This is a genomic window from Sphingobacterium sp. PCS056, assembly GCF_023273895.1.
Lineage (GTDB): Bacteria > Bacteroidota > Bacteroidia > Sphingobacteriales > Sphingobacteriaceae > Sphingobacterium.
Map to the genome: position 1 here is coordinate 4,309,348 of NZ_CP096883.1, position 22,021 is coordinate 4,331,368.

At 35.1% G+C, this 22,021-nt stretch carries 16 protein-coding genes; 12 read left to right on the forward strand and 4 right to left on the reverse strand.

All coding sequences use genetic code 11. The features are described from left to right. Nucleotides 1-17: 17 nt before the first annotated feature. Nucleotides 18-623, reverse strand: a complete 606-nt coding sequence (locus tag MUB18_RS17995) for an RNA polymerase sigma factor (RefSeq protein ID WP_045754491.1) — start codon at nt 621-623, stop codon at nt 18-20. Nucleotides 624-859: 236 nt separating this feature from the next. Between MUB18_RS17995 and lysS the strand changes: the two genes are divergently transcribed. From lysS to coaA, 6 genes are all read left to right on the forward strand, one after another. Next, a complete protein-coding gene (gene lysS, locus MUB18_RS18000) occupies nt 860-2,578 on the forward strand; it encodes a lysine--tRNA ligase (protein WP_094771630.1) in 1,719 nt (572 codons plus the stop codon). A gap of 193 nt (nt 2,579-2,771) precedes the next feature. Then, nucleotides 2,772-3,827 (forward strand): patatin-like phospholipase family protein, encoded by a 1,056-nt coding sequence (locus MUB18_RS18005; protein WP_248754135.1) that lies wholly within the window; start codon nt 2,772-2,774, stop codon nt 3,825-3,827. Between the two features lie 31 nt (nt 3,828-3,858). Further along, nucleotides 3,859-5,148, forward strand: a complete 1,290-nt coding sequence (locus tag MUB18_RS18010) for a nucleoside recognition domain-containing protein (RefSeq protein ID WP_248754136.1) — start codon at nt 3,859-3,861, stop codon at nt 5,146-5,148. Next, the gene (locus MUB18_RS18015; RefSeq protein WP_045754487.1) at nt 5,111-5,485 is read left to right on the forward strand and encodes a methylglyoxal synthase; all 375 of its coding nucleotides are present in this window, start codon (nt 5,111-5,113) and stop codon (nt 5,483-5,485) included. The genes MUB18_RS18010 and MUB18_RS18015 overlap by 38 nt, the downstream gene beginning before the upstream one ends. A 55-nt stretch (nt 5,486-5,540) precedes the next feature. Then, nucleotides 5,541-5,945: an OsmC family protein gene (locus MUB18_RS18020; protein ID WP_045754486.1), complete on the forward strand. Its 405-nt coding sequence runs from the start codon at nt 5,541-5,543 to the stop codon at nt 5,943-5,945. Nucleotides 5,946-6,008: 63 nt separating this feature from the next. Then, the gene (gene coaA, locus MUB18_RS18025) at nt 6,009-6,974 is read left to right on the forward strand and encodes a type I pantothenate kinase (protein ID WP_248754137.1); all 966 of its coding nucleotides are present in this window, start codon (nt 6,009-6,011) and stop codon (nt 6,972-6,974) included. Here the strand turns inward: coaA and MUB18_RS18030 are convergent. Then, nucleotides 6,971-7,822: a mechanosensitive ion channel family protein gene (locus tag MUB18_RS18030; protein WP_045754484.1), complete on the reverse strand. Its 852-nt coding sequence runs from the start codon at nt 7,820-7,822 to the stop codon at nt 6,971-6,973. The two genes, coaA and MUB18_RS18030, sit on opposite strands and share 4 nt — an antisense overlap. Nucleotides 7,823-7,930: 108 nt before the next feature. Here MUB18_RS18030 and MUB18_RS18035 point away from each other — a divergent pair, with 108 nt between their 5' ends. The 5 genes from MUB18_RS18035 to MUB18_RS18055 all read left to right on the forward strand — a co-directional run bounded on the left by MUB18_RS18035 (nt 7,931) and on the right by MUB18_RS18055 (nt 16,428). After that, complete coding sequence (locus tag MUB18_RS18035; protein ID WP_248754138.1) at nt 7,931-10,030, forward strand: heavy metal translocating P-type ATPase; 2,100 nt, start codon at nt 7,931-7,933, stop codon at nt 10,028-10,030. A 171-nt stretch (nt 10,031-10,201) separates the two neighbouring features. Next, complete coding sequence (gyrA, locus tag MUB18_RS18040) at nt 10,202-12,796, forward strand: DNA gyrase subunit A (protein ID WP_045754482.1); 2,595 nt, start codon at nt 10,202-10,204, stop codon at nt 12,794-12,796. A 6-nt stretch (nt 12,797-12,802) separates the two neighbouring features. Then, on the forward strand, nt 12,803-13,900 hold the full coding sequence (locus tag MUB18_RS18045) for a tetratricopeptide repeat protein (RefSeq protein ID WP_094771633.1): 1,098 nt from the start codon (nt 12,803-12,805) through the stop codon (nt 13,898-13,900). A 2-nt stretch (nt 13,901-13,902) separates the two neighbouring features. After that, nucleotides 13,903-15,072 (forward strand): tetratricopeptide repeat protein, encoded by a 1,170-nt coding sequence (locus MUB18_RS18050; RefSeq protein WP_248754139.1) that lies wholly within the window; start codon nt 13,903-13,905, stop codon nt 15,070-15,072. Nucleotides 15,073-15,354: 282 nt separating this feature from the next. Beyond that, nucleotides 15,355-16,428, forward strand: coding sequence for a fatty acid desaturase family protein (locus tag MUB18_RS18055; RefSeq protein ID WP_045754479.1), 1,074 nt, complete (start codon nt 15,355-15,357; stop codon nt 16,426-16,428). Nucleotides 16,429-16,788: 360 nt separating this feature from the next. Here MUB18_RS18055 and MUB18_RS18060 read toward each other — a convergent pair whose 3' ends face one another. Both MUB18_RS18060 and MUB18_RS18065 read right to left on the reverse strand, forming a co-directional pair. Next, a complete protein-coding gene (locus MUB18_RS18060) occupies nt 16,789-19,362 on the reverse strand; it encodes a TonB-dependent receptor (protein WP_248754140.1) in 2,574 nt (857 codons plus the stop codon). A gap of 457 nt (nt 19,363-19,819) precedes the next feature. Further along, entirely contained in the window at nt 19,820-21,286 is a 1,467-nt protein-coding gene (locus tag MUB18_RS18065; protein ID WP_248754141.1) for an aminoacyl-histidine dipeptidase, read from the reverse strand. Between the two features lie 52 nt (nt 21,287-21,338). Between MUB18_RS18065 and MUB18_RS18070 the strand changes: the two genes are divergently transcribed. Then, the gene (locus MUB18_RS18070) at nt 21,339-21,926 is read left to right on the forward strand and encodes a sugar O-acetyltransferase (RefSeq protein WP_248754142.1); all 588 of its coding nucleotides are present in this window, start codon (nt 21,339-21,341) and stop codon (nt 21,924-21,926) included. The last annotated feature ends 95 nt before the right edge of the window (nt 21,927-22,021 follow it).

The following is a 22,021-nucleotide window of genomic DNA, read 5'->3' on the forward strand; positions in this document are numbered from 1 at the left end:
TTAGTAACTACTTCTTATTATTTAAATTCCTGTCCTATCTTATTCTGTTCCAAATAAAGCATCCTTAGTTTTTGCTTTGCTCGAGTAAGATAAGTACGGGAGGTGCTATCGGGAATTAATAACTGCTTTGCAATTTCATCATGTGAAAAACCTTCAATCTCATATAAATTGAAGATAATACGTTGCAATTCAGGCAATGAATCTAATAACTTCATGATATCGCTAACCTCTAAATTACTTGAATTGTAAACCATGGGAACATGTATACTATTTTCTGCCACATCTTCTAATGAAATCATCTGCTTTTTTGATCGCAGAAAATCAATGGATATGTTGGCTGCAATTCTACCGATCCATGATCGAAATGATTTTTCTAACACTTCTTCTTCAACCAAATGATTAAAAGAATCTAAACGTCTGAAAATTCGTATAAATGCCTCATTTGTTAACTCTTCTGCATCTACATCGGATTTGACATAGCGAATAATGATAGCCATTAAGTATCCATAGTACTTTTTATAGACAAAAGCCTTCCCCTGCTCACGACCACGCAAACACTCATCCAGTGCACCTTTCAGTGTTTCTTGCTTTCCCTTTTTAAAGTATGATTGTATAATGCTCACTCAAATAAGACTATATTAATTTGCTAATCTTCATCTAAAATAATACTTTCTAAATTAAGATTCTAAAAGTCTTTATTTCAATTTCTGTCATGCTATTTATTAAGTACAGTTTAATAACGATCTCCAATAACATTATGCTACAGGATTATTTTATAAAATATAAAATAGTTTGAGCTCCTATAAATGCAAAAAAAAAGCTATTTTTGTCTGATTTTTATATTATTTAATCCTTACCAATGAGTACTGTATTATCCGAACAGGAACAATTAAGAAGACAGGCATTGCAATCTCTTGTGGATTTGGGTATCGACCCCTATCCGGCTGAAGAGTTTGAGATCAGTGCAAATGCTGCTGATATATTAAAAAATTACGATAGAGATAAGCTTAACTATAAGAATATAAGCATTGCGGGACGTATCATGAGCCGTCGTGTCATGGGAAATGCTTCATTTTTCGAAATTCAAGATAGTTCAGGCCGTATTCAAGCTTATATAAAACGTGATGACATCTGTCCTGATGAGGATAAAACGATGTATAATGTCGTTTTTAAAAAATTATTAGATATTGGTGACATCGTTGGAATCAAAGGCTATGTTTTTACAACTCAAACGGAAGCAATCTGTGTTCACGTTGAAAAATTAACAGTATTATCGAAGTCATTACGCCCTCTTCCAATTGTAAAAACTGCAGAAGGAAAAACATACGATGCTTTTACAGATCCGGAATTACGCTATAGAATGCGATACGTAGATCTTGTTGTTAATCCGCAAAATAAAGAGATTTTCGTCAAAAGAACGAAGTTGTTTAGCGCTATGCGTAACTTCTTTAATGAAGCAGGTTATATGGAGGTGGAAACTCCAGTTCTTCAGTCTATCCCTGGGGGTGCAGCAGCACGTCCATTTATAACGCATCATAATGCTTTAGATATGCCTCTATATTTGCGTATCGCAAATGAATTGTATCTGAAACGCTTGATCGTGGGTGGTTTTGATGGTGTTTACGAATTTTCAAAAAACTTCAGAAATGAAGGAATGGATCGCACACACAATCCAGAATTTACAGCAATGGAAATTTATGTGGCTTATAAAGACTACAACTGGATGATGAAGTTTACAGAACAATTGTTAGAACACTGTGCAATTGCTGTAAATGGAACAACGAAAACGACATTCGGTGAACATGAAATCGATTTCCGTGCCCCTTATAAAAGGATTACTATGGCCGATTCAATTAAGGAATTTACAGGTTTTGATATCACTGGAAAATCTGAACAAGAAATTTTTGAAGCGGCTAAAGACATGGGAATTGCGGTGAACAACACCATGGGCAAAGGAAAATTAATTGATGAGATTTTTGGCGAAAAATGTGAAGGAAACTATATTCAACCGACGTTTATCACAGATTATCCAAAAGAAATGTCTCCATTGACTAAAAAGCACCGGGATAATCCAGAGATTACTGAACGTTTTGAATTGATGGTGTGTGGTAAAGAAATCGCTAATGCTTATTCTGAGTTGAATGACCCTATTGATCAGCGTGAGCGTTTTGAAGCTCAAATGGCATTATCCGCTCGTGGAGATGATGAAGCCATGTTTATCGATCAGGACTTTTTACGTGCACTGGAATATGGTATGCCTCCAACCTCTGGTTTAGGTATTGGTATGGATCGTTTAATCATGTTCCTAACCAATAATGCTTCTATTCAGGAAGTATTATTCTTTCCTCAAATGCGTCCAGAAAAGATTACGACAGTTGCTTCAACTGAAGATTATATAGCACTAGGAATTCCAGCTGAATGGGTGCCTGTATTACAAAAAATGGGTTTTAATACAATCCCTGAATTGAAAGACGCTAACCCAAACAAAGTTTTTAACGACTTGGGCGGAATGCGTAAAAAAATGAAATTAGAAATCGCAATGCCAACAAAAGACGAGGTGTTGGCTTGGTTTTCTTAAATCACGATTTGACCTATAAGGGTGCGATTATTAGCTTAATAATCGCACCCTTTTTATTTGAACTCTAATTTGATACATTCATGTCATTCGACAGTAATTGTTCCACAAACAAGACGATATCCAATAAATAAAGAGAAAAAGCATTTACCTATTTCATTATTTAATCCTATTTTTATAAGGATAAACATTAAAAATGAAAAATATACTTTCCATAGATGGGGGTGGGATTAGAGGTATAATACCAGCTTTAGTATTAGTGGTATTAGAAGAAATTCTTCAAAAAAAATGTAATGATCCTGATGCTCGAATTGCCGAATATTTTGATTTTATAGCGGGTACAAGTACAGGTGGTATTTTGGCGTGTATCTTATTATACCCTAGTGATGAAAATCCTTTAAAACCTAAATTTTCTGCTAAAGAGGCGCTCAATCTCTACGTTTCTCACGGTAGTGATATTTTTAAAACGACAAAATGGAGAAAATTTTTAAGCGAATTTGGCTTGGTAAGCGAATTGTATTCTGCTACTGCGCTTGAGAGTGTATTGAAACAATATTTTGGAGAAACGAAACTCAGTCAACTCATCAAGCCATGTATCATCACGGCGTATAATATAGAGCTCCGAAAGAATCATTTTTTTAGGCAACAAAAAGCGATCACGCATGGTACAGCCCGCGACTTCTATTTAAAAGACGTTTGCCGAGCGACCTCAGCTGCTCCTACCTATTTCTCTGTTGCTGAAATCTATTCCATAGCGGGAACGAGATATCCATTGGTAGATGGTGGGATGGTGGCTCAAAATCCATCCATCTGTGCTTTGTTGGAGGTGATGAAGGCTTTTGAAGATACGGAAATAAACGATCTATTTATGGTTTCTTTAGGTACAGGTATAGCAAAGACGGCCTATAATTATGAACATTTTAAGAAAAAATTAGCTATTCAGATCGGACCTGCCTTGGTGGATATCATGACAAGCGCCTCTTCTGAAAGCACAGAGTTTTTTATTGAACAATTATTCAAGTTTAATCGAAAATCAAAAAATTATGTTCGTTTAGAACCTACAAATATGTCAAGTGTCGAATCTTCTATGGATGCAGCTTCTCAAAACAACATCCAAAAGCTCATCTCTCTGGCAGATAGACTCATGAGTGAAAATGAAAATCAACTGAACCGGATCGTAGATCACTTGATCAAAGAAAATAATGCTAAAAACAAGAAAAATCCGTGGTCGAAGTTGATGGATAGGTTGTAAAAGTTTACATTTACGCATATTTTAAATCAATATGGCACTAAATATCGTTTGGATCTCCTTTTTTGTTATTGCATTCATTGTTGCTTTGATCAAGCTCTTTTTTTTTGGTGATACCGAGATTTTCATGAAAATAATCAATGGCATGTTTGACAGTGCTAAAAATGGGGCTGAAATTTCGTTAGGGCTAGTTGGTATGATGACGTTTTGGTTGGGTATCATGAAAGTTGGTGAAAAAGCAGGTATGATTACATTGTTTGCTAAAGCGGTTAATCCTTTTTTTAGTAAGTTGTTTCCTGGGATTCCAAAAAATCATCCTGCGAATGGTTCTATTATCATGAATTTTTCTGCGAATATGCTTGGTTTGGATAATGCCGCCACGCCCGTTGGACTTAAGGCAATGCAAGAACTACAGGAACTCAATCCTGAAAAAGAAACAGCGACTAATGCACAAATCATGTTTTTGGTTTTAAATACGGCTGGTATTGCATTAATTCCTACATCAGTCATTGCACTACGGATGGCTAATGGTGCTGCTAATCCTGCTGATATTTTTATTCCAGCCTTAATCGGAACATTTATTTCTTTTATATCTGGTATGGTGGCTGTTGCTTTTTTTCAAAAAATCAACTTATTTAAATTACCTATACTCATTTTTTTAGGGAGCTTTGTTGTTTTAATGGCTGCATTATATTTTGGTTTAAATGGCTTACCTCCTGAAAAAATTGAAATTGTTACTGGATTAATTGGTGGCGTTTTAATCTTTTCTATTATCATCTTATTTATCGTTTATGGTGCATTTAAGAAACTAAATGTATACGATGCTTTTATTGATGGGGCTAAAGATGGGTTTAAAACTTCTATTATGATTATTCCTTTTTTAATCGCTATTTTAGTTGCTATTTCTGCTTTTAGGACTACTGGATGTATGGATTATCTTGTAAATGCAATCGGGGCATGCTTTGCTTATTTTGGTCTAGACACGCGTTTTGTGCCAGCACTTCCGGTTGGATTGATGAAAACGTTAAGTGGCGGTGGTGCAAGAGGTCTTATGGTAGATGTGATGCAAGCGTACGGGGCTGATTCGTTTCAAGGTAGACTGGCAAGTGTTATCCAGGGATCTTCTGAAACAACTTTTTATGTTCTGGCTGTCTATTTTGGTTCTGTCGGTATTAAAAATACCAGACACGCTCTTATATGTGGCTTGATTGCTGATTTGGTGGGTTTGATCGCGGCTATTATTTTAGCCTATATCTTTTTGGTTAAATTTTTCAATATTTATTTAGATGATAAAAACAATTGCTTTAATCGCGCACGATGGTAAGAAACCAGAAATGGTTGCTTTTGTAAAGGATCATATCGAGTTTTTAAGAAAGGCACATTTGGTCGCAACTGGTACAACTGGTTCTTATGTAAAACAAACAGGGCTTGAAGTGGAGCTAAAGTTAAGCGGTCCTATGGGTGGTGATGCACAAATTGCTGCTCTTGCTGCGGAAGGAAAGGTGGATGGTATCATCTTTTTTAGGGATCCACTTGGTAAACATGCTCATGAACCAGATATTCAAATGCTAATGCGGGTCTGCGATTTATATAATGTTCCACTGGCAACCAATCCAGCGACTGGAAGCCTGATCATCGAAGGGCTATTGGAAGATGAATAAGGATTTAAAAAACTTTAAATTCATACTATCCTAATTATTATTTATATTTAGAAATATGAACGATAACGAGATCTTGGTAACGATTGGCGATATTCCTTATACAACAACCATTACACATGGGAAAAATACCTTGATTGCTGATGAACCACAGGAACTAGGTGGACAGGATAAAGGGGTTAATCCTCCTGCCCTATTACTATCTGCAATAGGCTCATGTAAGGCAATGACAGTAAAAATGTATGCCGATCGTAAAAAATGGAAATTGGAAGAGGTCAATATTAAACTTTCCTATGAAACTTTAAAAAGTGAATTACAACAAACAACCTATATAAAATGTCACCTCTCTTTTAAAGGAGAATTGGACCAGGAGCAAAAAGATCGTCTGCTACAGATCGCAGAAAAATGTCCTATTCACAAAATTTTATCTAATCCAATTATCATTTCTTCTAATTTGATCTAAAAAAATCGATTAGAATTTTTGATTATATCCATCAGATGCTATATTTGTCGCCACAAAGAATCTATGAACATGCAAAATGAACAGCACACTCCAATTGACTCTCCTTTTACTTCAATAAAAAGAGAAAATTGGAAAAAACTGAATGGTCACTTGAAGCACAAATTTTCGCAACACGATTTGGATCAATTGCATGCACTCAATGAACCTTTGAACGCTGAAGAAATTGAAGATGTATATTTTCCGCTAAGTCATCTTTTGGGTATTCATATTGAACGTTTTCAGGACTTGCATAAAAGTACAAACCATTTTTTTGAAAAAAATGAAAGTACACTTCCATTTATTATTGGTATTGCAGGTTCTGTTGCTGTTGGAAAAAGTACGACTGCCCGTGTACTACAACGGGTTTTGAGCTTACTTCCTAATAAGCCAAAAGTAGATTTAGTAACGACCGATGGATTCTTGTATCCTAATCATATCTTAAATGAGCGAGATATCATGAATAGAAAGGGCTTCCCTGAGAGTTACGATGCTAAAAAATTAATACAATTTTTATCGGCGATAAAATCAGGTATGGGATCCCTTTCGGTCCCCTTATATAGTCATCTTGAATATGATGTCTTACCGGACGATCAACAACAATTGATAGATCATCCGGATATCCTTATTGTTGAAGGGATCAATGTACTGCAAGTCAATTCGCAAAGACCAAGAAAAGGACACAGTGTTTTCGTTTCTGATTTCTTTGATTACTCCATTTACGTTCATGCCAGTGAGAAAAATCTATTAGAGTGGTATACCAATAGATTTGAGTCTTTACGACGTACAGCTTTCCAAAATCCAGCATCTTTTTTTCATCGCTATGCCGATATGAACGCAGAGGAGAGTATTCAGATGGCGCATCAAATCTGGAATGAGATCAACAAACCAAATCTAATACACAATATATTGCCGACTCGATATCGAGCAGATCTGATCTTAGAAAAAGGTAGTCATCATTTTGTTAAAAATGTAAAAGTTCGCAAAATCTAGTCTTCTCTAGAGCGAAATAATAACATTTCATTTAAGATTTCATTTTGAATCTGATGATGTAACTTATTGCTGCTGGATATGGTTGTCAGTTCAATTTTATATTTAACAAAATCCTTGCCCACTTCAGCGACTTTTATTTTAAATAAATCATTCCAAATAATGTTGCTATTTACTTTGAGCAGCGGTTTCAAATGGTTTTCAAAAGAAGTAATCTCAAGAGGTTTTTCTAAAGGAAGCTCAAACTTGACAATGAGCTTATTGGACTTTTGAGATGACTTATTCACCATAGTGGACGTAAATATCAGATTATTAGGAATTAAAACCACATCATCATCTTCATCCCTAACAACAATATTGGCTAAGGTAATATCAACGATCTTACCTTGATAATTGCTAATTTTAATATGATCTCCAATAGAAAATTGGTCAGAGAACATGACCAATAATCCACTTATCATATTGGTTATGTACTCCCTAAAGATAACGGCTATCGCCATCGCGACAATGGTCATACTAGTAATGAATTCCTTTGGATCAATACCCAATGCAATCATAACCGTAACCACAATCATAGCAGCATTGAGCACACGCGCAACGCGTGAGATACCTAAAACAAAATTACCCCTGACATCGTGATTTGCATGTTTACGATTGTATAGCGAAACAATTAAAAATCGTCCAATAGAAATAAGCAGATTGGCAGTCAAAAATGTGTTTAAAGCATAAGCGAAATGTAGTATAATACGATTTTGTTCATAAAATGAGGCTAAACCAACAAATGAGTAGCTTAAGGCTAGCCAAAGAATGCAACGAACGACGAATGATAGGGACAATTTATTTTTAACCATTTAAATCTGATTTTCTTGAGGAACTAAACTAATCATTTTTCAATCAATATAGAAAAATGATACACCTAAAATTAAGTATATTTGCAGTAGACCAGCGGTCGAAAAAGTATGAAGGAAGAAACAACAACTGTAGAACTTACTGTAACTGGGATGCATTGCACGAATTGTGCAATAGCCATACATCAATATTTAGAGAAAAAGGATGCTAAAGATATATTTGTGGACTTTGCTTCAGATGAAGTGAAATTTTCAGGTATCGCACAAGAAAGTCTTACAGAAATAACCAAGGGTATAGAAAACTTAGGCTTCCATGTCGTAACCGATGAAGCGCCGAAAGAACATTTTTACAAAAAAATAGAAACTAAATTTTGGTTCAGTCTGATTTTTACGATTCCATTATTTGCCCATATGTTTATCCATCACCCTTTGTTGCATGATCCTTATGTACAACTTGGGCTATGTATTCCTGTATTCTTACTTGGTTTCTTTCATTTTGGCAAAAGTGCATTTTTTTCCTTAAGGAATGGAATGCCTAATATGGATGTGCTTATATTTATAGGGTCGTCGGCAGCATTCACCTACAGTCTCATCGGTACCATCCAGCAGCTGGGCCCTGATTATATGTTTTATGAAACATGTGCTACGATTATTACTTTAGTTCTTTTAGGAAACTTGCTAGAAAAGAAGTCTGTCAAAAAAACAACCTCAGCAATTGGAGATCTCATCAAAATTCAAAATGTGAATACGACCAGAATCTCAGGTGAACATGAAGAAATAATACATACGAAAGATGTCAAACAGGGAGATGTTCTACTCATCAAATCAGGAGATCTCATCCCTGTAGATGGTGATATTTTATCTGGGGATGGGTTTGTCAATGAAGCTATGATTACGGGGGAAAGTCTACCTGTATTTAAAAAGAAATATGATAGCGTTATTGGAGGAACAACATTAACAGATGGTAACTTTAAGATAACAGCGACTAAAGTAGGTCGTAAAACGGTACTTTCACAGATCATCTCCTTGATCAAAGATGCGCAATCAAAGAAACCTCCTATTCAAAAGCTAGGTGATAAAGTTGCCTCTTATTTTGTACCCTTAGTGGTTGTCATAGCGGTATTCACATTTTTCATCACGTATTTTATTGCTGAAATTTCATTGCAACAGTCGTTAATGAATGCCATTGCTGTACTTGTCGTCTCCTGCCCCTGTGCTATGGGGTTAGCAACACCAACGGCAATCATGGTTGGATTGGGCAGAGCTGCAAAAATGGGAATATTAATCAAAGGAGGTGATACGATCGAAGAAATGTCAGAATTGAAGTATATGGTATTTGATAAAACAGGTACTTTGACAACGGGCGATTTTAATATTAAAGCAATCCAAACCTTTGGTATCGAACAAAAGCAAGTTGAATCTATTATCGCCCAATTAGAAAGTTATTCGAATCATCCTATTGCAACCTCTATACGCCAACATATGACAGAGGTGAAAGCATACCGCATCATCTTTCAAGATGTCAAAGAGATTAAAAGCGAAGGCATCTATGCAACAGATACCAACAACAATGCATACAAACTGATCAATGCACGATTAGGAAAAGTTGATTATTCGAACCGTTATGACTTGATATTATCTATCAATGACGTTGTTGTTGCGGGACTGGTTATTGAAGATCAAATAAAACCTTATGCAAAAGAATTGATTCAGGCGATTAAAGCTAAAAACATTATACCCGTCATACTGAGTGGCGACCGCAAAACTAAATGTGATCAAGTGGCTCAAAAACTGGGAATAGCAGAAGTTTATTCTGACCGCAATCCAGAAGAAAAATTAAACATCATCAATCAATTAAAAAAAGCAGGTATCACCGCCATGGTTGGAGATGGAATCAATGATGCCCCTGCCCTAACCACAGCTCATGTTGGCATCTCTTTGGGAGATGCAAGTCACGTTGCCATTCAATCGGCAAAAATTATCTTATTGAACTCTGATCTAAAATCCATTGAGAATCTATTACTTATTGGTCGACATACCTTACAAACAATCAAAGAAAATTTATTTTGGGCTTTTGCTTACAACATCGTGGCAATACCACTTGCAGCGATGGGATTTTTAGGTCCTATGCTGGCGGCATTCTCTATGGCATTTTCAGATGTAATTGTGATTGGCAATTCACTTCGACTACGTTTTAAAAAATTAAGATAGAGAGCAACTGTGATTAGATTTTGATTTTAAAATCAATAAAAAAATAGACTATTTTTTTCACTATCTTGAACCTCAAAACATTCGCTTTTGAGGTTATTTTTTTGTAACTTCGCATGCGTAGCAATCCGTGTAGACGGCATTGTTTAATAGTTTTATCGAAACCAAATTAATATGGCTGAAGAAACAGAAAATGATAATAATTTAGTGCCTGCAAACGATCGAATTATTTCGGTAAGTATAGAGGATCAAATGAAAACTGCTTACATTGATTATTCAATGACAGTTATTGTTTCTCGTGCATTACCAGATGCTAGAGATGGCATGAAGCCTGTACACCGTCGTGTTCTTTATGGCATGTTGGATTTAGGTGTTACAAGTAGTAAACCTTACAAGAAGTCGGCACGTATCGTTGGTGACGTTTTAGGAAAGTACCATCCACATGGTGATACTTCCGTATACGATGCAATGGTGCGTCTCGCGCAAGATTGGAACATGCGCTATCCTTTAGTGGACGGGCAGGGTAACTATGGTTCAGTCGATGGAGATCCACCTGCAGCAATGCGTTATACAGAAGCAAGATTGAAAAAAATTGCTGAGGAGATTTTATCGGATATTAATAAAGATACAGTTGACTATCAATTGAACTTTGATGACTCTTTGCAAGAGCCAACAGTATTACCTACCCGTATTCCTAATTTATTAGTAAACGGAGCATCAGGTATCGCAGTTGGTATGGCGACAAATATGGCGCCGCACAACTTGACAGAAGTCATTAATGGTACAGTTGCTTATATTAATAACCGCGATATCGACATTCCAGAATTAATGCAATACATCAAAGGCCCAGATTTCCCTACTGGTGGTTTGATATATGGTTATTCGGGAGTGCAAGATGCTGAAAATACAGGTCGTGGTCGTGTGGTCATGCGTGCAAAAACCGAAATTGAAGTATCAAAATCTGGTAAAGAATCAATCGTTGTAACAGAGATTCCGTATCAAATCAATAAAGCGAATATGATTGAACGTACCGCTGAATTGGTTAATGAGAAAAAACTAGAAGGTATTTCAGCTATTCGAGACGAGTCCGATCGTACGGGTTTACGTATTGTCTATGATATCAAACGTGATGCTAATGCAAATGTTGTTCTCAATAATCTATTTAAGTATACTGCTTTACAGACATCGTTTTCAGTAAATAACATTGCACTTGTCAAAGGAAGACCAGTGTTGATGAATTTGAAAGATATGATTCAGGTATTTGTCGATCACCGTCATGATGTAATTACACGCCGGACTCGATTTGAATTATCTGAAGCAGAAAAAAGAGCGCATATATTAGAAGGATATTTAATTGCACTAGATCATTTAGATGAGGTTATTAAACTTATCCGTGCTTCTGCGACTCCTGAAGATGCCCGCGTAGGTTTAATGGAGAAATTTGGTTTATCAGATCTCCAAGCTCGTGCTATTCTAGATATGACGCTTCGTCGTCTAACTGGACTGGAACATGACAAAATCAAAGAAGAATATGCTGAATTAATGAAAACAATCGAATACTTAAAATCTGTTCTAGCAGACGAAGGTCTTCGTATGCAAATCATTAAGGATGAATTGATCGAAATCAGAGAGAAATATGGTGACGAACGTAGATCGGTTATCGTACACTCGGCTGAAGATATGCGTATGGAAGATTTTATTGACGATGAAGAAATCGTGATTACAATCTCTCACAATAGTTATGTAAAACGTACTCCACTTACTGAATATAAACGTCAAGGTCGTGGTGGACGTGGATCTATCGGTTCAACTACACGTGAAGAAGACTTTACGGAACACATCATTACAGCTTCGGCACATAATTACATGTTGCTATTTACAGAATCTGGACGTTGTTTCTGGCTTCGTGCATTTGAGGTACCGGAAGGAAGCAGAACTTCTAAAGGTCGTGCTTTACAGAATATCATCAATATTCCAAAAGACGAAAAAATTAAGGCCTACATTTTAGTGAAGAATTTAAAAGACCAGGAATATCTGGAGAATAATTTCATCATTATGTGTACTAAGAAAGGTACAATTAAGAAAACATCTTTAGAAGCTTACTCTCGCCCTCGTGCTAATGGTATTAATGCTATTAACATCAACGAAGGAGATCAATTATTAGAAGCTTGTTTAACGAGTGGCACTAGCGAAATTGTAATGGCATTACGCTCTGGACGCGCTATTCGCTTCAACGAGTCTACGGTTAGACCAATGGGAAGAACAGCTACTGGTGTCCGTGGTATCACTTTGGGTAGTGAAACTGATGAAGTAATTGGTATGATTAGTGTAGATGATCCAGAGACTACGGTACTTGTTGTTTCGGAAAAAGGTTATGGTAAACGTACAGACATCGAAGATTACCGCGTTACAAACCGTGGTGGTAAAGGTGTGAAAACAATTAGCGTTACAGAAAAAACAGGTAGTTTAGTAGCGGTAAAAGGTGTTAACGATACTGAAGATTTGATGATCATCAATAAATCAGGAATTGTTATTCGTATTTCAGTAGAACAACTAAGAGTAATGGGACGTGCTACACAAGGTGTACGTTTGATTAATCTAAAAGGTGATGATGAAATCGCATCTATTACTAAAGTAGATCGAGAAGAAGAGGAAGAAGAAGTGATCGCAGATGAAGATGGTGAAATGCCAACAACAAAAGATGGAGAAGCTTCGACTGAAATAACAGAAACCGATCAAGACGAAAAATCTGAATCTAACGAAGAATAAAATAGAATGAGAGCATTATTGACATCATTAATACTGTCAGCTTCAAGTTTAACTGTTGTTGCCCAATCCAATATCAAGGAGGGCAGCAACAGTTTTGCACTTTATACGCAAACTGGAGATATAAAACATCTTGAAAATGCACGAAAATTTAGTGATGCTGCATTTAAAACTCGAAAAGATTCATCTTCTGTTCGGAATAATATTTTAAGAGGATTAGTTTATAGTTCCTTTGCTGTGGCAGATTCAACAAGAAAACAGAAATATACCCTCGACCCTATTGATGAAAGTCTAAATACATTAAAACTGATCAATAGCAAAAAGGCTTATAAAAATTTTCCAACTGAAGTTGACTATATCAAACAAAATTTAGCAACGTCTTTAATTTACAAATCAAATATTGATTTGAAAAATAACAAGTTTGATGAAGCTTACAAAGGATTTCTTAAAGTAGATTCTCTTGGTTTTAAAAATGCTGACTTAAAATTTAATTTAGCAACGCTGGCGGTAAGTAGCAAAAGATATCCTGATGCCATTAAATACTATAATGAGTTAATCAAACAGGATTCTCGCAAAGCGCAATATTATCTGGAACTAGCGGCGGTATACGAGAAAATTGGCACCAAACAAGATGAACTTAACACATTGACAGCTGGTCGTCAACAATTTCCTCAAAATAAAGAGATTCTTTTTAAGCTAATCGATATTTATGCTAAAAATGAATCTTATGACGCTGTTTTGCCTATCATTGATGAAGCGATCAAATTGGAACCTGAAAATGTGGAGCTAAATTATCTAGCTGGATATGCATATGAAGACGCTAAAGATATTCGAAATGCAAAACAATATTACAACAAGGTTTTGCGTTTAGATGCTAATAATTATCCATCAAATTTAGCTTTAGGACTTATTTATTTGAAAGATTTCCTAAAGTCTAAAACAGACGAAGATAGACAATATGCACAAGCATATCTGCTGAAAGCAAATGAAATTAAACCATATGATGTTAATGCACTTAAAGCCCTATCTACTTACTACAATGCGATAGAAGATTTTGTACAATTAGATCGTGTGAATATATTATTAAATCAATTAACAGTTAATTAGAGATGAACATTAAATCATTATTATTATTGGCAGCTATTGCATCGGCAGGAACATCTGTGTATGCACAAAAAAATAATGTTAATAAAGCAAAAACGGGTATAGCCAAATTTGAAGAACTGAAAGGCGCAGGTACTCCACAATTAGCTTTGCCAAATTTAAAAACTGCACAAGAAGCTATCGATCTTGCTGTTGTTCATGACAAGACAAAAGATAATGCCGAGGCTTGGACGATCTATTCTTTAGTATATGCTAATTTAGCTAATTTGGATAAATCTACGGAAGCTGCAAAAAAAGCAGAAGATGGAATTGCTAAAGCTAAATCTTTGGATACTGATGGTGCAAATAAAGATAATATCCGTGTGTCGGAGCAAGTATTAGGTCAATATAATTTTAATATCGGTGCTGAAGAATATCAAGGTCAAAAATATAAAGAAGCTTATGACTCTTTTGAAAAAGCTTTGACATACTTACCAGGTGATACCACATTAATTTACTATGGCGGTATTTCGGCATTACAGGTGAATGATTACGGTAAAGCAATTGCAAAATATAAGCAATTGATTCCTGTGAAAGAATTTTCTTCTCACAAACAGGTAGTGGTAGATCTTCCAAAATTATATTTATCAGCAAAAGATACAACTTCAGCATTAGAATATGCTGCTAAAGCGGTAGAATTATATCCTGAAGATAATGCTGCGGCAGTTCAAAATATTGAGTTTAACTTGATTACTGGACGTGAAAAGGAAATTTTAGCTGGTATCACGGCACAATTAGCAAAGGATCCAAATAATAAAAGTTTAAATTATTATTTAGGTATTGCTAATTCTGCAAATAAAAATGACGCTGCTGCTATTGAGGCTTATAAAAAAGCACTAGCTATTGATCCTGATTATTTTGAAGCAAATACCAATATCGCGATTACAATGATGAACGGTGTTCGTGAAAAATTGAATATTTTGAATAATGATAGATCATTGAGTCAAGCAAAATACAATGAAGGGGTTGCTAAGATTAAAGAAGAGATAAAACCTGCATTAGTATATTTAACAAAAGCAGTGGAGCTGCAACCTAAAAATGTTGATGCTTTAACAAATCTAAAAAACTATTACGTTTTCATGCAAGATGAAGCAAAAACTTCAGAAATTACAGCTAAAATCAATGCTTTAAACTAACATTGAAGATTGATACAGAAGAGGGGATTGCTAATTACAGCAATCCCCTTTTTTTGTGCAGTTCTTAAAAATTTCATATTATATGCAAAATTTAAAATAAAACTTGAATCTCAATAAATAACTCTGCATAAAGGACCAAATTACTTTTTAAAACCTTTAACTTAAATTAACATCATTGAAAAAAATATTTGTTACCTTTATACAAATAATAAATTAATCAATTTAAGCTCTGTATGTAAATTTAGTTTTACCATTATTTTTAACCAGAGTTAAACGATCTCAATGAAAACAACAATTAAATTTAATAATGTTAACACATTATTTTCCAAATCTTTAAAGGAAAGAATTAACGACTACTTCAAAACTAATAAAATTCAAAAAACAGGAGAAAAAAGAGTACTAACAAAAGCAATTATCCTGTTTTTAACGGCTATATCTTTCTATATCATATTAGTTGTCATTCAACCTCATTGGCTAATCAGTGTTGTTGTTTTAATATTGCTCGGTATTAACTTTGCTGCGATTGGATTCAATGTGATGCATGATGCCGGTCATGATACTTTTTCTAACAGTAAAAAACTAAACAGCGCTTTGTCTTACAGCCTTAATCTTATGGGCGGCAATATATATTTTTGGAAACTAAAACATAATATAGCACATCATACTTATACCAATATTGAAGGTGAAGACCATGATATTGATATTAAATTTATGCGTGTGCACAAAGACCAAGAGTTAAAGAAGCACCACTCCTATCAAAAGTATTATTTTATGCTTTTATACAGTATATCTTATTTAGCGTGGATCTTTTACCAAGATTATGAAAAATATTTTCTTGAAGCTATGGGTAGCAGAAAAAAATCATTTGACTTCCCTTTACGCGAAAAAGTAATATTTTGGGTAAGTAAAGTTGTTCATCTTAGCATTTTTATTGTTATCCCTGTTTTAGTTGTTGGTTGGGTGCCTACTTTAGTGGGATTATTAATATCGGGCATTGCATGTGGTATATGTTTGGCAACAGTTTTCCAACTGGCTCACGTCGTAACAGAAACAGAATTTGTTGCTTTAGAACAGACAACAGATCCAACTAAAATGGAAAATGAATGGATGATCCATCAATTGAGCTCAACAGCAAATTTTGCTACAAAAAATAAGTTTTTGACTTGGATATTAGGTGGTCTAAATTATCAAGTGGAACATCATTTATTCCCAAAGATAAGTCACATACATTATCCAGCCATTAATAAATTGGTGAGAGAAACTTGTCAAGAGTTTAATGTTAAATACTTGGAATATAAAACATTAAATTCGGCTTTTAAATCACATGTTAATGTGATACAGTCCATGTCGAGATAAATAAATTTAAAGATATTCAAAAAGGCTAATCTTAATCGGTTAGCCTTTTTTTTATCTAAACCTGGTCTTAATGAGTATTTTATACTGAAAAAACATGATCGATCATAAGGTGGAAAATAGTCGTGATCGACAGCAGAATAAAGCTTATAACCATGTCTATTTTCACCTTAAATTAGATATCCTAACCCTATCTCATTGTTTCTCCATTCTAATAAATCAATTGGCAAAAATAATATAACATCCCAGAAAGAACATCATATATCTTTCTTTAAGATCCAGATTAATCGGTATTAAAAAAGCCGTTGCAAGTATAGTATTGCAACGGCTTTAAGAAATATAATTATGTATTTGTATTCGAGCTTAGAAAGTGAATTTAACAGACGCATTCCATGTACGTCCCCATCCCATCAACACGTAGTTTGAAGTATCAATGCCTTTCCAGTATGTGGCACCTGCTTTAGACTCAACATTTGAAGTAGCTTCAGAAATATACAACTTGTCCAAAACATTATTCATATTAACACGGAAACTGATCGCATTTTTCTCACTCACGGCAACTCTATAAGATATACCCGCATCTAACAGATCATAATTCGGTAATTTCATTGTAGGTGTATTACTCGGTAATGCACCGTATAATCTTTCATATCTTCTGTAATCAGCATCTACAGAAAGACCTTTTATGATGAATACTTTAGCACCAGCTCCGAATGATGTTTGTGCAGCATCACCCACTTTAACACCTGTTAAATCCCTTACTTTATTCTCTAATACAACGCGATCCTCGTTACGGACGATAGTATTGGATTCACCATCATATACCCACTTACCTACTGAACCGAAACCCTTTAATTGTAAGAAAGAAAAAGGACGTGTCAATAATTCCAATTCTACACCTTGGTGATCCTGTTTTACACCATAGTTTGTATTGTAAATAAGACTACCAACTTGAACTAAGTCAGCTCCATATTTATCCACTTCTTTTTGAGTAGCAGTAAAAGAACTACCAGTTGTACGGTCAGCCCAAGTTGTACGGTACGCATTTACGCTTAAATCAAAATATCTAGAATTATATTTATAACCTAATTCTAATCCTAAGATTTTTTCATTAACAGCATATGGATTAACATCATTTTTGTAGTTCATGAAGATATTGTTCTGGTAAGGTTGACGTGAATAATATCCCGCATTACCAAATAACGTATGACCACCTAATGTATAACTTAATCCTCCTTTAGCATTATATCCAAAATTGTTAACAGATTCTGATTTACCTTCACCGATTTTGTATAAAAATACATCATTACGGCTATTGTGCTGTTGCGATACCGATCCTTGCGCAAATGCTGTGAAACCATCCTTCGCATATTCGATCTGTCCAAACAAACCCGCGTAACGAATAATTTGTTCGTAATCCCAAGCTAAGCGATCTTTAGCATCAGTTGGTTTATCTGACAATGTTTTCCAAGGATTTGTAGAATACTGATTTGAAGTAACGGTCAATCCAGGTAAATTTACATTGTCTTTATGTGATATACTTGGAGCTCCTAATAGATCTGTAACTTGTCTATAGTGCTCTCCTTTGTAGTCTCGTAAATCAAATCCAATATTAAAGTTTAAATTATCGTTTAATTTACGGTTATAGTTAGAAACTACACCATACCATTGGTGATTATTAACATCAGCAGCTAAATAAGGAACTTTTTCTTTAGAAGCATCATTACGTAGTGACTGACCGCCACCACGAGCCATAGAAGCATATAAAACCGTTGATAACGATGATTTATCATCAATTGTCCAATCCCAGTTTAAATTAGCAACTGGTTTATGATAATAATTTTTACGTGGGTTAGTCTCTACCCCGTTAATTATTTTTATGTTATCATTATACTTTCTTCCTTCTTTCAAGAAGTTAGATAATTCGGAAGTATAACCTTGATTGTGCCATTGAGGAGCACCTGTCACCATTAGATTTAAGTTGTGCTTCTCGTTTACCTTATAGCCAACAGATAAAAAATAGTTTTGACCAGCACCTTCAGTACCTTTCATGTACCCATTACCTTGCCATCCTGTAACCATTGCTGAGACAGCGAATCCGCTTTTCATTAAACCTGTGTTATAAGCTATGGTTGATTTTACAAACATATCGTTACCGATCGTTGTCTTAATAAAACCACTTTGTTTCATATCTGTCGACTTAGTAACAAAGTTTGTTGTACCACCAACAGAAGAAATCGCTAATTTTGAGGATCCTAAGCCACGTTGAATTTGAACAAGAGAAGCAATATCTGTCAAACCGCTCCAGTTAGACCAAAATACACGACCATTGTCCATACCATTGATCGGTTGACCGTTTAATAAGAAGGCAGTATTAGATTGATCGAATCCTCGAGTGGTCATCGAAGACTCTCCAAAACCACGCGCTTGACTTGTCACATATACAGATGGAGTATTAGCCAAAGTCGCCGTGATATCTTGTGCACCTACTTTTTCTTCAATTTCTTGTTGAGAAATAGTGGAAACAGCAATTGGCGTTTTACGATCTTCAGCAATGTCAATCAAACCACGACCTACCACAACAACTTCACCCAAATTTGTTGAAGATGATTCTGCAAAAACAGGGTCTAAATGTAGTGCTTGACCGGCTTTCAAGAACACATTTTCGTAAACAAGGGGTTTTTGACCAATGTAGGTAACCTCAATTTTGTAAGGCCCTCCTTCTTGAAGATTTACGATGTTAAATTGTCCGTTAGAATCTGCCGATCCGCTGAAGGTGGCTCCGCTTGACTGGTGTGTAACTTTAATGGTTGCACCTGTCGTTGTTTGTCCAGTAGATTGTTTGACAACCCCTGTAACACTACTTGTTGTTGTTTGTGCATGGATTGTGCCATAACTTGCAACAGCAAGAGCAAAAAAAAGTAGAGACTTTTTCATGTAAGATGTGTTTGATATAGTTTTGATGGTGCAAAAGTAAAACTCCCATACCTATTTAACTAATTTTAACATCAATTGCATGTGTTAAAACATGCTTTTTGTTGCGTTAAATTTTAACAAAAACATATAAAAAACGCATATAAGCTAAAAAATAAACACTATAACATTGCACTTATTATGGATTTGAACATAAATTCCAATCATATATGAATCAATGGCAATTTTGCCCAGAATAAAATTTTGTCCTTTTTGAATAAATTTAAAATTATATGGAATCGGTCGAAAGCAGTTGAAGACAGAAGGAGATATTGAGGTATAATCGTTAAGAAATAAGTATTATATATGTTTATTCTTACAACTCTAAAAGTAAATCTAAAGAATCTTTGTCGAAATAACAATAGATAAAAATAAAAAAGGCTTAAAAATTAATTTAAGCCTTTTCATAAAAACTAATATATTACTTCTTTGGAATTTCCTTCAAGATCTGTTTTACAAATTCCCAGTACTTCTGAACAGAAGAAATAGATACTCTTTCTGCTGGAGAATGGGCTCCCAAGATGGTTGGCCCAAACGATATCATATCCATTTCAGGATAATTTTTACCTAATATTCCACACTCCAATCCAGCATGGCAAGCAACCACTTTTGGTTCCTCCTGATGCTGTTCTACATAAATACGCTTTAATATTTCTAAGATTTCAGAATTTGCATTTGGAGTCCAACCTGGATATGAGCCGGAAAATTCGACGTCAAATCCTGCTAAAGAGAAAGTTGCTTCCAAAGATTGTGCTAAATCTATTTTAGAACTCTCGACAGATGATCTTGTTAAGCATTTGATACTCATTTTACCGTCAGCAACACTAACCTTGGCAATATTATTAGAAGTTTCCACTAAATCGTCGAAATCAGCACTGATCCGATATACGCCATTTTGGGCTGCATAGATCGCATTGATCAGCTGTTCTTGATCATGAGCTGAAATAATTCGGGCGGGAACCTGCGTTAGCTTTTCAATGGTTATCGTCAAACCAGCGTCTACTGTTCTAAATTCAGCTTGAATATCAGCTACTAAAGGTGCTAGATCGGATGCAAAATTATCTTCATGTTCTGAAGACACAATCACTTTGGCAACCGATTCGCGAGGGATTGCGTTACGTAAGCTTCCGCCATTTAAAGTAGCAATCTGTAAACCAAATTCTTCATATGATTTGTACAGCAATCGGTTCATAATTTTATTTGCATTGCCTAATCCTTTGTGAATCTCAATACCAGAATGGCCACCATTAAGGCCTTTTACAGCAATTTCAAAAGCTATTGCCCCGGAAGGACTTGCTTCTTCAACGTAAGATTTAGATGCCGTTACATCAATTCCTCCGGCACAACCAATATCAATTTCATCATCTTCTTCCGTATCTAGATTTAATAAGATTTCGCCTGTTAAAACTCCTCCTTGCAGTCCCATTGCACCAGTCATACCTGTTTCTTCATCAATAGTAAATAAAGCTTCGATAGCAGGATGTACCAAATCTTTTGATGCCAATATAGTCATAATCGTGGCTACACCAATACCATTATCCGCACCTAAAGTGGTTCCATTAGCTTTGACCCAGTCTCCATCAACAAACATATCGATTCCTTGCGTATCAAAGTCAAAATTAGTATCATTGTTTTTCTGATGTACCATATCTAAATGAGATTGCAGAACAACTGTTTTACGATCTTCCATTCCTGGAGTCGCAGCTTTTCTCATCAAAACATTCCCAACATGATCTTCAGTAACTTCTAATCCCAATTTTTTACCAAAATCTATCATAAATGCGATAACACGTTCTTCTTTCTTAGAAGCACGAGGAACTGCATTTAATGCAGAAAAATTTGCCCACAACTCCTGAGGAGCTAGAGCTTCTAAATTATTATTTGTCATAATTTTTTCTATTTCAATAACAAAGTTAGTTTTTTTGAAGTAATTTCGACCCATGGATAATAAGAATGTAACGAATCAATTCTATCGTGAATCGGGAAAAGAACTTTTCGAAAAAAGACTCCATGCAAAAATGCAGATTAAAAAATTTAATGATACCGAGCCAAAATCGTTTAAGGAAAGACAACTCATCATTAAGAATCTATTAAAAGCAAAATCCAATCGTTTCTTTATCGAAGCCCCATTTTATTGTGACTATGGCTTCAATATTTCGATCGATGATAATTTCTTCGCTAATTACAACTGTACTTTACTTGACTCAGCTCCTATTACCATAGGTAAAAATGTATTATTTGGACCGCATGTATCGTTATTTACTTCTACACATGCGATTCATCCAGAGGACCGTGCAAAAGGTTGGCAATGCTCAAAATCTATCACGATTGCTGACAATGTCTGGTTAGGGGGGCATGTTATCGTTAATCCGGGCATAAACATTGGAGAAAACAGTATCATTGGTTCAGGATCAGTAGTGACCAAGGATATTCCTGCAAATGTTATTGCTGCTGGTAATCCATGTAAAATTATAAGGAATATTACCGAAGCTGATAGACTTGAAATTAAAGAATCTAACAATTTTTAATCAGATTTCGGTCAAATTAACTGTATTTCGATGATATTTTTCGGCATTAAATTTAAAACTATTTAAGTTTATTACTTGTTTATGAATTTAAGCCT

Coding starts and splice junctions, on each gene's coding strand:
- lysS (WP_094771630.1), top strand. CDS start 860: ATGAGTACTGTATTATCCGAACAGGAACAATTAAGAAGACAGGCATTG.
- MUB18_RS18005 (WP_248754135.1), top strand. CDS start 2,772: ATGAAAAATATACTTTCCATAGATGGGGGTGGGATTAGAGGTATAATA.
- MUB18_RS18010 (WP_248754136.1), top strand. CDS start 3,859: ATGGCACTAAATATCGTTTGGATCTCCTTTTTTGTTATTGCATTCATT.
- MUB18_RS18015 (WP_045754487.1), top strand. CDS start 5,111: ATGATAAAAACAATTGCTTTAATCGCGCACGATGGTAAGAAACCAGAA.
- MUB18_RS18020 (WP_045754486.1), top strand. CDS start 5,541: ATGAACGATAACGAGATCTTGGTAACGATTGGCGATATTCCTTATACA.
- coaA (WP_248754137.1), top strand. CDS start 6,009: ATGAACATGCAAAATGAACAGCACACTCCAATTGACTCTCCTTTTACT.
- MUB18_RS18030 (WP_045754484.1), bottom strand. CDS start 7,822: ATGGTTAAAAATAAATTGTCCCTATCATTCGTCGTTCGTTGCATTCTT.
- MUB18_RS18035 (WP_248754138.1), top strand. CDS start 7,931: ATGAAGGAAGAAACAACAACTGTAGAACTTACTGTAACTGGGATGCAT.
- gyrA (WP_045754482.1), top strand. CDS start 10,202: ATGGCTGAAGAAACAGAAAATGATAATAATTTAGTGCCTGCAAACGAT.
- MUB18_RS18045 (WP_094771633.1), top strand. CDS start 12,803: ATGAGAGCATTATTGACATCATTAATACTGTCAGCTTCAAGTTTAACT.
- MUB18_RS18050 (WP_248754139.1), top strand. CDS start 13,903: ATGAACATTAAATCATTATTATTATTGGCAGCTATTGCATCGGCAGGA.
- MUB18_RS18055 (WP_045754479.1), top strand. CDS start 15,355: ATGAAAACAACAATTAAATTTAATAATGTTAACACATTATTTTCCAAA.
- MUB18_RS18060 (WP_248754140.1), bottom strand. CDS start 19,362: ATGAAAAAGTCTCTACTTTTTTTTGCTCTTGCTGTTGCAAGTTATGGC.
- MUB18_RS18065 (WP_248754141.1), bottom strand. CDS start 21,286: ATGACAAATAATAATTTAGAAGCTCTAGCTCCTCAGGAGTTGTGGGCA.
- MUB18_RS18070 (WP_248754142.1), top strand. CDS start 21,339: ATGGATAATAAGAATGTAACGAATCAATTCTATCGTGAATCGGGAAAA.